Annotated in this window: 12 protein-coding genes; 7 read left to right on the forward strand and 5 right to left on the reverse strand. The window is 61.0% G+C overall.

The window, feature by feature from the left end; translation table 11 throughout:
- Nucleotides 1-14: 14 nt before the first annotated feature.
- The 3 genes from E4633_RS04700 to E4633_RS04710 all read right to left on the reverse strand — a co-directional run bounded on the left by E4633_RS04700 (nucleotide 15) and on the right by E4633_RS04710 (nucleotide 3,088).
- Entirely contained in the window at nucleotides 15-866 is an 852-nt protein-coding gene (locus E4633_RS04700; RefSeq protein WP_135869087.1) for an HDOD domain-containing protein, read from the reverse strand.
- Between the two features lie 27 nt (nucleotides 867-893).
- Complete coding sequence (locus E4633_RS04705) at nucleotides 894-2,783, reverse strand: GspE/PulE family protein (protein ID WP_135869088.1); 1,890 nt, start codon at nucleotides 2,781-2,783, stop codon at nucleotides 894-896.
- A gap of 113 nt (nucleotides 2,784-2,896) precedes the next feature.
- Nucleotides 2,897-3,088 (reverse strand): twin-arginine translocase TatA/TatE family subunit, encoded by a 192-nt coding sequence (locus tag E4633_RS04710; RefSeq protein ID WP_135869089.1) that lies wholly within the window; start codon nucleotides 3,086-3,088, stop codon nucleotides 2,897-2,899.
- A 174-nt stretch (nucleotides 3,089-3,262) separates the two neighbouring features.
- On the opposite strand from E4633_RS04710, the gene E4633_RS04715 reads away from it, so the two are divergent.
- Both E4633_RS04715 and uvrB read left to right on the forward strand, forming a co-directional pair.
- Nucleotides 3,263-3,712, forward strand: a complete 450-nt coding sequence (locus tag E4633_RS04715) for a response regulator (protein WP_135869090.1) — start codon at nucleotides 3,263-3,265, stop codon at nucleotides 3,710-3,712.
- Nucleotides 3,713-3,756: 44 nt separating this feature from the next.
- A complete protein-coding gene (gene uvrB, locus E4633_RS04720; RefSeq protein WP_135869091.1) occupies nucleotides 3,757-5,736 on the forward strand; it encodes an excinuclease ABC subunit UvrB in 1,980 nt (659 codons plus the stop codon).
- 146 nt (nucleotides 5,737-5,882) lie between these two features.
- Here uvrB and pcnB read toward each other — a convergent pair whose 3' ends face one another.
- On the reverse strand, nucleotides 5,883-7,319 hold the full coding sequence (gene pcnB, locus E4633_RS04725) for a polynucleotide adenylyltransferase PcnB (protein ID WP_135869092.1): 1,437 nt from the start codon (nucleotides 7,317-7,319) through the stop codon (nucleotides 5,883-5,885).
- A gap of 105 nt (nucleotides 7,320-7,424) precedes the next feature.
- Between pcnB and E4633_RS04730 the strand changes: the two genes are divergently transcribed.
- The 5 genes from E4633_RS04730 (at nucleotide 7,425) to E4633_RS04750 (ending at nucleotide 10,320) form a co-directional block, all read left to right on the forward strand.
- Entirely contained in the window at nucleotides 7,425-7,727 is a 303-nt protein-coding gene (locus E4633_RS04730) for a nitrous oxide-stimulated promoter family protein (RefSeq protein WP_246037908.1), read from the forward strand.
- 145 nt (nucleotides 7,728-7,872) lie between these two features.
- On the forward strand, nucleotides 7,873-8,616 hold the full coding sequence (locus tag E4633_RS04735; protein WP_135869094.1) for an ATP-binding protein: 744 nt from the start codon (nucleotides 7,873-7,875) through the stop codon (nucleotides 8,614-8,616).
- Between the two features lie 148 nt (nucleotides 8,617-8,764).
- Nucleotides 8,765-9,370 carry a peroxiredoxin gene (locus E4633_RS04740; RefSeq protein ID WP_129124971.1) on the forward strand — a complete coding sequence of 202 codons (606 nt, stop codon included), beginning with the start codon at nucleotides 8,765-8,767 and terminating at the stop codon, nucleotides 9,368-9,370.
- A gap of 164 nt (nucleotides 9,371-9,534) precedes the next feature.
- A complete protein-coding gene (locus E4633_RS04745; protein ID WP_135869095.1) occupies nucleotides 9,535-9,945 on the forward strand; it encodes an exosortase system-associated protein, TIGR04073 family in 411 nt (136 codons plus the stop codon).
- Nucleotides 9,946-9,948: 3 nt separating this feature from the next.
- Entirely contained in the window at nucleotides 9,949-10,320 is a 372-nt protein-coding gene (locus E4633_RS04750; protein WP_135869096.1) for an exosortase system-associated protein, TIGR04073 family, read from the forward strand.
- Nucleotides 10,321-10,450: 130 nt separating this feature from the next.
- Here the strand turns inward: E4633_RS04750 and E4633_RS04755 are convergent, their stop codons facing one another.
- On the reverse strand, nucleotides 10,451-10,687 hold the full coding sequence (locus E4633_RS04755; protein WP_135869097.1) for a hypothetical protein: 237 nt from the start codon (nucleotides 10,685-10,687) through the stop codon (nucleotides 10,451-10,453).
- Between the last annotated feature and the right edge of the window lie 17 nt (nucleotides 10,688-10,704).

Raw genomic sequence — 10,704 nt, forward strand, 5'->3', positions numbered from 1 at the left:
CGCTGCGACTGCCGTCAGGAGGATAGCACCGGGGTCTTGGCGTTATCCTCGATGATGATTTCCAACTCGGCGAGGGCCGTTTCCTTAAGCCCCAGCACCTGGGCCTCACTCGAGGCGAACAGGAGCACGGACGGGTCTCTGTTGAGGCCCACGCCGATTTTTCTGCAGGTGAGATTCGAGAGCCGCACCATGGCGAGCAGCACGTTCGCCTGGTCCCAGCGCTCCTGCTGGTGCCCGGCGACTATGTCGCAGTAGATCTGCGGCAGTTGCCACTGCACCATCAACTGGTGCCCCTGCTCCACGTGCAGGGTGGCCAGGACCTCCCTGAGCACCGGTTGAATCACCCCTCCCTTGAAGCTCTCCTCGCGCGACACTTCCTCCAGACACTTCAAAAGGAACAGCTTACCCAGGTCGTGCAGGAGCCCGCCCAGGAAAGCCTCCTGGGCCTGCGCGCCGAACCCGACCTTTTGCGCCAGCCAGCGGCTTCCCACGGCGCAGCAGAACGCGTGCTTCCAGAGAGTCTGCATGATCGCGTTGAACCTGATGTCGTCGGACTTGTACAGGTCGCGCTGCGTGGTGACCATGGCGAGGTTCGCGACCTCCTTCGAGCCCAGCCGTATGATGGCCTCCCGGATGGTGCTCACCTTGCTGAGCCCGGAATAGAAGGAGGAGTTGGCGGCCCTCAGCACGCGGGTGGCGACCCCCGGGTCGGCATTGAGGAGCTGGTGCACCTCCTTTATGTCGTAGTCGGGTCTGGCCAGCGCCTGTTGCAGCTTCACCGCCACGGCATGAAAGACCGGGACGCTGAGCGTGCCGGCGGCGAGCCGTTCCTTGATCACCTCTACGATAGAGGCCTGTTCGTTCATTTCGCAGTATCTCCTTGCTGCTTTCCGTCAGCTCCCCAGGATGCGCTTCAATTCACGCAGAGGGCGGGGCGTCCCCATGCGCGGCAGGTCACGCAGTACTTCCTGGATCGAGATCTTCCCGTCGGCGGCCTTCACCAGCCCGTCCTCGAACAGGGTAACCATCCCGGAGGTCTCGATGCTGAGCCGCCGGATCTCCGCCGAAGACTTGCTCTGCAGGATGGCCTCCTTCACAGGCTCGTTCATGATCAAAAGCTCGAAGACGGCGGTCCTGCCCCGGAACCCGGTAAAGCGGCACTGGGGGCAGCCGCGCCCGGTGCGGAAGGTGGAGCCGGCCAGGTCCTTCGCGGAGTACCCCATCCTGCCGTACTCGGCCGGTGTGGGGACGTAGACCTCAGCGCAGTCGTTGCAGACCAGGCGAAGCAACCGCTGCGCCACCACGCAGACCACGGTGGATGATATCAAAAAGGACTCGATCTGCATGTTCATCAGCCGCAAAAGGCCGCCGATACTGTCCTCGGTGTGGAAGGTGGTGAGCACCTTGTGCCCGGTGAGCGCCGCCTGGATCGCGGTCTCGGCGGAGAAGGTGTCGCGGATCTCGCCGAGCACGATGACGTCCGGGTCCTGGCGCACCATGTGGCGCAGGGTCTCCTCGAAGGTGACGCCGATCTTCTGGTTGATCGAGCACTGCGACACCCCCTCGATGACGAACTCGACCGGGTCCTCGGCGGTGATGATGCTGGTGTTGATGTTGTTCAGGTGGCTTACGCACCCGTAGAGGGTCGATGTCTTGCCGCTGCCGGTGGGGCCGGTGATGATCATGACCCCGGAGGGGGTTTCCAGGGCGTCGTCCACGAACTGTTTGAGCATACGCGGCGCCATCCCGATGTCGGAGATGGCGAGGATGGCCTCTTTCTTGTTGAGCAGGCGCAGGACGATCTTTTCGCCGAAGAGGGTGATGTAGAAAGAGACCCTCATGTCGAGGTTGAAGCCGTGCTGCCTGCTTTCATAGAGGGTGCGGCCGTCCTGGTGGCGCCTTTTCTCGGCGATGTCCGCCTGTGACATGACCTTGATCCTGGAGGAGATCTGCGGCGCGAGCTCCAGGGGAAGCTCTAGGTGCGGCATCATGACGCCGTCGTGGCGCATCCGGATACGGAGCCGATCCCTGAGCGGCTCTATGTGGATGTCGCTGGCGCCGAGGGTCATGGCGTCGTCAAAAAGCTTGTTGATCATGCCGACGACGGTGCTCTCGTCGGGGGCGGCGCTTTCGCTCCCCGCCGACTTCTGCGCGGAGGCGACCGCGGTGAGTATAGCGCTCCGTGTGGCTATCGCGGGTTTCACCGTCCTGCCGAAGATGCGCTCTGCGCTCAGCCGCGAGTAGGTCTCCAGCGGGTTGGCGAAGGCGACCAGGACGGCACCCTCGTCGTCGGTGGCGTACGGTACGAACAGCTCGTCACGGAACACCTCGAAGGGGGCTTTCGCGAAGAGCTTGCGGTCCAGCTTGCGGAACTCGAGCTCGGCGACCGGAAAGCCTAGCTGAAACGAGAGCACCTCGACCAGCTTGCGCTCCTCGATGAACCCTTTCTCGATGATGATGTCGCCCAGCATCTTGCGCGGCGCCCCTTCCTGCTTCTGCAGGTTCAGGGCGGTAAGGAGCTCACTCTGTTTCAGGTAGCCGAGCTCCACCAGGAGGTCGCCGATCCTTACCGAGAGGCTGTGCTCGCGCAGAATGCGCGCCACGTCCTCGCGTTTCAGAAACTCGAGTTCCTGGAGGACATCGATGAGCGTCTTCGCGGACTGCAACTTGCCGTGCACGCGCTGGGCGTAGAGGAGCTGGTCCCGGGTTATCACGCCGGTGCTGACGAGAAGCTCGACGATCTGGCCGGCGCCCTGGGACGCGTGCGAATCCTTCTTTTTCATGATCCCCTCGGTGTCCCGTGCGGCGTCTTTACCGGCAGCCTGAAAACAAAGAGGTCCCCACAAGCTTCAGCGGGGACCTCTGTTTCGACGGGGCGAAAACTAATGAGCTGGAGCTAGCTCCCTTTCTTATCGTCATCCGGGCGGGTTGCTTTAATCTCGATTTCATCCTTGCCGCTGGAGGCCTTCTTGAAGTTCCTGATGCTTTTGCCTAGCGCGCCGCCGATCTCGGGAAGCCGGCCTGCGCCGAACACCACGAGTACGATGACGAGAATTATGATGAGCTCCGGCATTCCGAATCCGAACATGTGACCCTCCCTTTGTGAGTTCCCTAAACGCGTGCAGTATCGCACATGGCCGTCGGAAAAAGCAACATTTGGATTAAAGGTCTATTTAGAGGAAAATTATTAAAATTATTGCATCATGCTGTAGGAATTGTTATACAGCTGCAGTCGCCATCTCTACTACAAAGGAGAACTACGGTGAACAAGACCATCCTGCTGGTCGAGGACAACCCGGACGATGAGGCCCTGACCCTGAGGGCGATCAGAAAGCACATGCCGTACGGCATCGTGGTGGCGCGCGACGGCGCCGAGGCGCTGGAGCACCTGTTCGGCGGGGGGCAAGGCCCCGGCCGGCGCGAGGTCCCGGTACCCATCCTCGTGCTGCTCGACCTGAAGCTTCCCAAGGTGAACGGCCTGGAGGTGCTCCGGCGCATGCGGGAGGAGTCCCGCACCCGCTCCATCCCCGTCATCGTGTTCACCTCCTCCACCGAGGAACAGGACATCCTCGACAGCTACCGACTGGGCGCCAACAGCTACATCAGGAAGCCGGTGGATTACGGCCAGTTCTGCGACAACATGAAGCATGTGATGAACTACTGGCTGAGCGTGAACCAGCTTCCCCCCTCTCGAGGCTGCGCCGCGGCCTGATCCCCTGTTGCCAAGGCGCACCCCCTCCTGTTAGTATCGTCGCCATGGAAAAATTCGAACTGGTAACGGAATTCCAGGCGCGAGGCGACCAGCCGCGCGCCATCGACGAGCTCTCGGAAGGGATACTGCGCGGCGACCGGCACCAGGTCCTGCTCGGGGTGACCGGCTCCGGCAAGACCTTCACCATGGCGCAGGTGATCGCCCGGTGCAACCGACCCGCCCTCGTGCTTGCCCCCAACAAGACCCTGGCCGCCCAGCTTTACGGCGAGTTCAAGGAGCTCTTCCCCAACAACGCGGTCGAGTACTTCGTCTCCTACTACGATTACTACCAGCCGGAAGCCTACATCCCCGCCTCCGACACCTTCATCGAGAAGGACTCATCGATCAACGACGAGATCGACAAGTTTCGCCACGCCGCCACCAGGAGCCTGCTGACCCGGCGCGACACCATCATCGTCGCCTCGGTCTCGTGCATCTACGGCATCGGCTCTCCCGAGTCGTACCAGCAGATGCAGATCCGCCTGCGCGAGGGGGACGAGCTCGGGCGCGACGACCTCCTGAAACGCCTGGTCGAGATCCAGTACGAGAGAAACGACATCGACTTTCACCGCGGCAGCTTCCGGGTGCGCGGCGACACCGTCGAGATTTTCCCGGCGCACGACGACGAGCGCGCCATCCGCGTCGAGTTCTGGGGCGACACCATCGACGCCATCTCCGAGATCGACCCATTGCGCGGCGTGCAGCTGCAGAAGCTCGCCCGCTTCGCCATCTACCCCGCCTCGCACTACGTGGCGACGCGCCAGACCCTGGAGCGGGCCGTGGAGCAGATCAGGCTCGAAGTGGAGGAGCGCATCCGTCACTTCAAGGAGCAGAACATGCTCCTGGAGGCGCAGCGCATCGAGCAACGCACCTTCTTCGACATCGAGATGATGGAGCAGATGGGCTTTTGCCAGGGGATCGAGAACTACTCGCGCCACTTCGACGGCAGAAACGCGGGAGATCCTCCGTACACCTTGATCGACTACTTCCCGGACGACTTCCTGCTGGTGGTCGACGAGTCGCACATCACGGTCTCCCAGGTGGGGGGGATGTACCGCGGCGACCGCAGCCGGAAGGAGACCCTGGTGAACTTCGGTTTCCGGCTCCCCTCGGCGCTGGACAACCGGCCGCTCACCTTCCAGGAATTCACGAAGAAGTTGAACCAGGTGATCTACGTCTCGGCGACACCGGCGGATTACGAGCTGAAGATGTCGGGTGGCGTGGTGGTCGAGCAGCTCATCCGTCCCACCGGGCTCATCGACCCGATCATCGAGGTGCGCCCGGCGGCGGGGCAGGTGGACGACCTGCTGCACGAGGTGCGTGTCACGGTCGAGCGGGGCGAGCGCATCCTCGTTACGACGCTCACGAAGAGGATGGCCGAGGAACTCACCGATTACTACCGCGAGCTCGGCATCCGGGTGCGCTACCTGCACTCGGACATCGACACCTTCCAGCGCATGGAGATCCTGCGCGACCTGCGTCTGGGCGAGTTCGACGTGCTGGTCGGCATCAACCTGCTCCGCGAGGGTCTCGACCTTCCCGAGGTCTCGCTGGTAGCGATTCTGGACGCCGACAAGGAGGGCTTCCTGCGTTCGACGCGCTCGCTGATCCAGACCTGCGGTCGTGCGGCGCGCAACGTCTTCGGGCGGGTGCTCATGTACGCCGACAAGGTGACCGGCTCCATGCGCGAGGCGATCGACGAGACGCTGAGGCGCCGCGAGCTGCAGCAGGCCTACAACGCCGAGCACGGCATCACGCCTGAGAGCGTGAAACGGGTGATCGGCAACGCGCTGCAGGCGCCCGAGGAGAAGGACTGGGTCACCGTGCCGGTCAAGGCGGAGGAATTCCTGAGTCCCAAAGAGCTTGAAAAGACACTGAAGCGGCTGAGAAAAGAGATGCTCGCGGCGGCGAAGGCGCAGGAGTTCGAGCGGGCGGCCGAGTTAAGGGACAAGATCAAGCGGCTTGAGGTGGCGGAAATCACCTAGGCGATTGACGATGGACAATTGACGGTTGACAACAAAAAGCCCCTCGTCCCGTTGCGGGAGAGGGGCTTTTTGTTTTATGTGTCTGCTGCTTGCTCCCTCCCCGGAGGGGGAGGGTCGGGGAGGGGGAAGCGGGTAAAGATGAGACGTTATTCCGGCATCGGCCCCGGTTTCTTGCGCCGCTTTCTCCGTCTGCGCTTCTTCTTCGGGGCCTCAACGGCCGCTTCGCTTCCGGCGGCTTCGACAGGCGCTCCCTGGGCCTCGAGCTGCTGCGCAACGTAGCGCTCCCACCACTCCGCGAGCGAGCGCTTGGGAGGTGTGAGTCGCTCCGTGAAGCGCAGGTACTGCAGTGCGTCGCCGAACGAGGGGCGCGCGATCACGCCGCGGCCATTTCTCCCTGGTGTCTTGTGGAAACGCTGCTGCAGGTTGAGGATGTCCCGCACCGTTACGAGCGCCCGGTTCGGAACCGCCACGGTTGGCGAAAGCTCTCCGGCAAAGGCAGCCACCGCCGCGTCGGTCGCCTGCTGAGGCGGCAGCCCCGCCTCACGAAACGCGGCGACCTTCTCCTCCAGGTATTCGCCGAACATGAGGGCGATGAGGAGCGGCGCCGACACCGGCACCCCTTGGCCCAACTGGTCGTCGACCCATTCCAGCGCCTTGCTCACGCGAACGTGCGGGTACCCGTCCGATTCGCGGGAGAGCCAGGCGTCAAAGTGCGGGAAGAGCGGCTCGAACAGGCCGTTGTGACGCATCATCTGGTAGGTGCGCTCCCCGGCTCCCATGAGGAGCAGCTTCAACACCTCCTCGTAGAGGCGCGGGGGCGTTGCCTTGTTGATGGTGCCGCAGAGCGCCTCGATGGCTGCCTCGGTACGGGGCTCGATGTTGAAGCCGAGCATGGAGGCAAAACGGATCGCGCGGATCATGCGCACCGGGTCCTCGGTGAAGCGGACCAAGGGATCGCCGATGGTGCGGATGAGGCCGTTTTTCAGGTCCTCCATGCCGCCCACGTGGTCGATGATGGAGAAGTCGGAGATGTTGTAGAAAAGCGCGTTCACCGTGAAATCGCGCCGAATGGCGTCCTCCTCGGGAGTGCCGAAGACGTTGTCCCTGAGGACCATGCCGTCCTCGCTTTTCAGGATGGGAGGCCCATGATGCTGCCTGCGCCTTCTCCTGCCGCGCTCGTCTTCGAGTTGCTCCGCCTCGGAAACGGCCTCGGTCGGCTCTTCCGGCGGCGCATCGGCGGCCTCCTCGATGGCGGCCTCAGCCGCATCGACCGTGGAGCGGAAGGTGGCGACCTCTATGATTTCATCGTGGAAGTGGACGTGGGCCAGGCGGAAGCGGCGGCCGATCAGGCGACAATTGCGGAACAGCTTCTTGAGCTGATTGGGAGTGGCGTCGGTGACGACGTCGAAGTCTTTGGGCTCGCGCCCAAGGAGCAGGTCGCGGACTCCGCCGCCGACGAGGTAGGCGATGAAACCGTGCTCCCTGAGTTTGTACAGTACCTTCACGCCGTTCGGGCTGAGCAGTGCGCGTGAGATGGAGTGTTCCGCCCGCGGGATGATGACTTTTTCCATGTTAGTGTTCATTCGCGGGAAAATAGCACAGTTTACGTGCAAAGGCAAAGGGTGCGTACTTGATTTTATTGACTTAAGTCATGAAGATGTGGGATTTCTTCTGTTATGGTTGCCAGCATGGAAAAGAAAGAGAAACAGGAAAAGGACATCAGGGTCCTGGACACCTTCATCGGTTTTTACTGCCGCAGCAAGCACAAGAGCCCGAAGGGCGTGCTCTGTGAGGAATGCAAGGGGCTTCTCGATTACGCGAAGCTGAAGCGGGAGAAGTGTCCGCTCGACCCTAAACCGACCTGCAAGAACTGCCACGTGCACTGCTACGGCAAGCTCCAGCGTGCGAAGATCCGCGAGGTTATGGCCTATTCCGGCAAGCACCTCATGCTGCGCGGCAGGCTTGACCTCCTCTGGCACTACTTTTTTTAACGGACGTTCTACGTTCCGCGTTCTACGTTCTACGTTCTACGTTCTACGTTAGAACCGGATGTTTAGGAAAATGGTGGCAGGCAAAAGAGTTGTGAGTTTTCAGTTTTTTAACGTAGAACATAGAACTTGTTTAGGGGGGGTGCAGATGATCAGGAAAATCGTAAATATCGACCAGGAAAAATGTGACGGCTGCGGGCTCTGCGTTCCGTCCTGTGCCGAAGGGGCGATTAAAATAGTCAACGGCAAGGCACAGATCGCCGCGGACAACCTGTGCGACGGGCTGGGCGCGTGCCTGGGTGAGTGCCCGCAGGATGCCATCACCATCATCGAGCGCGACGCCGACGAATTCGACGAGGTCGCCGTTGAAAAACACCTGCATGCCCAGGGCGCACCCACACCCACACCCGCCCACGCCCACGGTCACGGTCACGGTCACGGTCACGGCGGTTGCCCCGGTTCGCGCGTCCAGAGCTTCGCCCCGGCCCAGGCGGCGCCTGCTCAGCCCGCAGGCGCGGTGCAGAGCCAGCTCGCACAGTGGCCGGTTCAGTTGCACCTGGTGCCCGTGACGGCACCGTACTTCAAGGGTGCCGAACTGCTCATCACGGCTGACTGCGTCCCCTTCGCCTACGCGAACTATCATCAAGACTTCCTCGCCGGAAAGGCGGTGGTGGTCGGCTGTCCGAAGCTGGACGACAACAACGCCTACCTGCAAAAGCTCACCGAGCTGTTCCGGGTCTCCGGCATCACGGGTATCACCGTGCTCAGGATGGAGGTCCCCTGCTGCGGCGGCATCGTGATGGCGGCACGTCAAGCCCTGGCCGCCTCCGGGATGGAGATCCCCTTCCGCGAGGTAACCATCAGCATTCGCGGCGAAATCATCGAACGCTAGGCGTGCAGGGTAGGAGGGAATCGGACGGCGCGACAGGTTAAAAGGACAAATAGGACGCTTTTGATCTTTTTTGATTGACAGAGGATTAGGAGGCTGGTACAGTTGCCTCCATTAGAAATCCCAATCAGCTGAAAGGAGAACAGCACTTATGAGTCTCACTACCTTGGTTACTAAGGAAGCCCCCGATTTCACGGCGCAGGCGGTAATGCCCGACAACTCCTTCGCAGAGCTCACTCTGTCCAAATACCGCGGCAAATACGTCGTGCTCTTTTTCTACCCGCTCGACTTCACCTTCGTCTGCCCCTCCGAGATCCTCGCGTTCAACAAGAGGGTTGCAGAGTTCAAGGAGAAGAACTGCGAGGTGATCGGTGTTTCCGTCGACTCAAGGTTCACGCACCTGGCCTGGAAGAACACCTCGGTCGAGAACGGCGGTATCGGCAACGTCCAGTACCCGCTGGTCGAGGACCTCGACAAGTCCATCGCCAAGGCCTACGGGATCCTGCTCAACGAGTCGGTGGCACTGCGCGGGCTCTTCCTGATCGACACCAAGGGTGTTGTTCGCCACACCGTCATCAACGATCTGCCGCTTGGCCGCAGCGTCGGTGAGGCCTTAAGGATGCTGGATGCGCTTCAGTTCGTCGAGACCCACGGCGGCGAAGTCTGCCCGGCCAACTGGCAGGAAGGCGAGGATTCCATGAAGGCTTCCACCGCCGGCGTTGCCGAGTATCTCGCCAAGAAGCACGGCAACAAGTAACTCGGATAAAACAGTAACAAAGTGACGAGGGTGCGGTTCGAGAGGACCGCGCCCTTTTCTTTTATGCGTGAAAGAAAGGCAGAAACAGTGTCGTCTTGCCAATGAGAGACATCTATGCTAAAAGAACAGTGCATTTACCGACATGTAGCTCAAAAGGAGTCAAAATGCGCACCAAGGCGACTTTGTTTTCCCTGTTGCTGCTCATGGTTTTTGCCACCTCGTCTTTCGCCCTGGAGGGACAGCAGCCGGAGGCGATCGCCGAGAAGATGGCTTTCAAGCTGGTGCGCGGCGTGACGAACACGGCCACCTCCATCGTGGAAATTCCCAAGCAGTCCTACCTGACGGTGCGCGACCGTGGGGCCATCGGCTACGCGGTGGGGCCGCTTAAGGGTGTGGGGATGGCTTTCTACCGACTGCTTACCGGTCTGACGGAAACCGTCTTCTTTGCGGTGCCCCAGCCAGGTTATTACGATCCCATGATCACCCCGGAGTTCGTCTGGGAGGGGTGGGAGGAAAAACGCGTTGAACCGAGAGGGCAGAGCGAGGCCCAGCCGGTCGAGGCCAAGGGAGAATAGATGATGTACAAGCGGTTTGTCTTTGTCGCCATGCTGGCGCTTGCCTTTGCCTTGGCAACGGGAGGGAAGGCGCAAGCTGAAGGCCGTGACCTCGAGTCAGCTTCACCGCAGGAGGTTGTGGACGGCATGGCCAACAAGCTGGTCCGCGGCGTCGCCAACGTAGCGACCGGATGGTTCGAGTTTCCCAAGCAGATCTATCTGACTTGCCGGAACGACGGAGCCGCCAAGTGTGTCACCGTTGGGCCCTTGAAGGGGGTCGGCATGACGCTGGTGCGCACCGTGGCGGGGGTGGGCGAGACCGCTACCTTCTTCCTTGCCTACCCGGGCTTCTACGATCCCTACCTGGACCCCGGCTACGCCTGGCAGAAAGAATAGGCTGCAAAGACATAAAGGTAAAAAAGATCCAAGGCAGATGCCCTGGATCTTTTTTTTGTGTCTGCTTTCGGGAATAAAAAAAGGCCGCATCGTGAGATGCGGCCTTTCGCAATTACCCGTTACGGGGAAATTACTTTGCAGCCGGAGCAGCTTCAGCAGCCGGAGCTTTCTCGTCTTTCTTCTCGGCTTTCTTAGCTTTCTTAGCAGCTTTTTTCTTCTTCGGAGCAGCTTTCTTAGCCGGAGCTTTTTCTTCTTTTTTTGCTTCCGGAGCAGCCGGAGCAGCCGGAGCAGCGTCAGCAGCGAAAACAACACCAGCGAAAGCAACAGCAACGAGAGCAGCAACTACGGAGGAAATGATCTTTTTCATGGGTAAATCTCCTTTAC

This window comes from Geomonas terrae (assembly GCF_004791675.1).
Lineage (GTDB): Bacteria > Desulfobacterota > Desulfuromonadia > Geobacterales > Geobacteraceae > Geomonas > Geomonas edaphica.

Excerpts from the sequence above, each read along its gene's own strand:
- E4633_RS04745 (WP_135869095.1), top strand. The coding sequence starts at position 9,535 with ATGCGCACCAAGGCGACTTTGTTTTCCCTGTTGCTGCTCATGGTTTTT.
- E4633_RS04740 (WP_129124971.1), top strand. The coding sequence starts at position 8,765 with ATGAGTCTCACTACCTTGGTTACTAAGGAAGCCCCCGATTTCACGGCG.
- E4633_RS04750 (WP_135869096.1), top strand. The coding sequence starts at position 9,949 with ATGTACAAGCGGTTTGTCTTTGTCGCCATGCTGGCGCTTGCCTTTGCC.
- E4633_RS04735 (WP_135869094.1), top strand. The coding sequence starts at position 7,873 with ATGATCAGGAAAATCGTAAATATCGACCAGGAAAAATGTGACGGCTGC.
- E4633_RS04755 (WP_135869097.1), bottom strand. The coding sequence starts at position 10,687 with ATGAAAAAGATCATTTCCTCCGTAGTTGCTGCTCTCGTTGCTGTTGCT.
- uvrB (WP_135869091.1), top strand. The coding sequence starts at position 3,757 with ATGGAAAAATTCGAACTGGTAACGGAATTCCAGGCGCGAGGCGACCAG.
- E4633_RS04705 (WP_135869088.1), bottom strand. The coding sequence starts at position 2,783 with ATGAAAAAGAAGGATTCGCACGCGTCCCAGGGCGCCGGCCAGATCGTC.
- E4633_RS04700 (WP_135869087.1), bottom strand. The coding sequence starts at position 866 with ATGAACGAACAGGCCTCTATCGTAGAGGTGATCAAGGAACGGCTCGCC.
- E4633_RS04710 (WP_135869089.1), bottom strand. The coding sequence starts at position 3,088 with ATGTTCGGATTCGGAATGCCGGAGCTCATCATAATTCTCGTCATCGTA.
- E4633_RS04730 (WP_246037908.1), top strand. The coding sequence starts at position 7,425 with ATGGAAAAGAAAGAGAAACAGGAAAAGGACATCAGGGTCCTGGACACC.
- pcnB (WP_135869092.1), bottom strand. The coding sequence starts at position 7,319 with ATGAACACTAACATGGAAAAAGTCATCATCCCGCGGGCGGAACACTCC.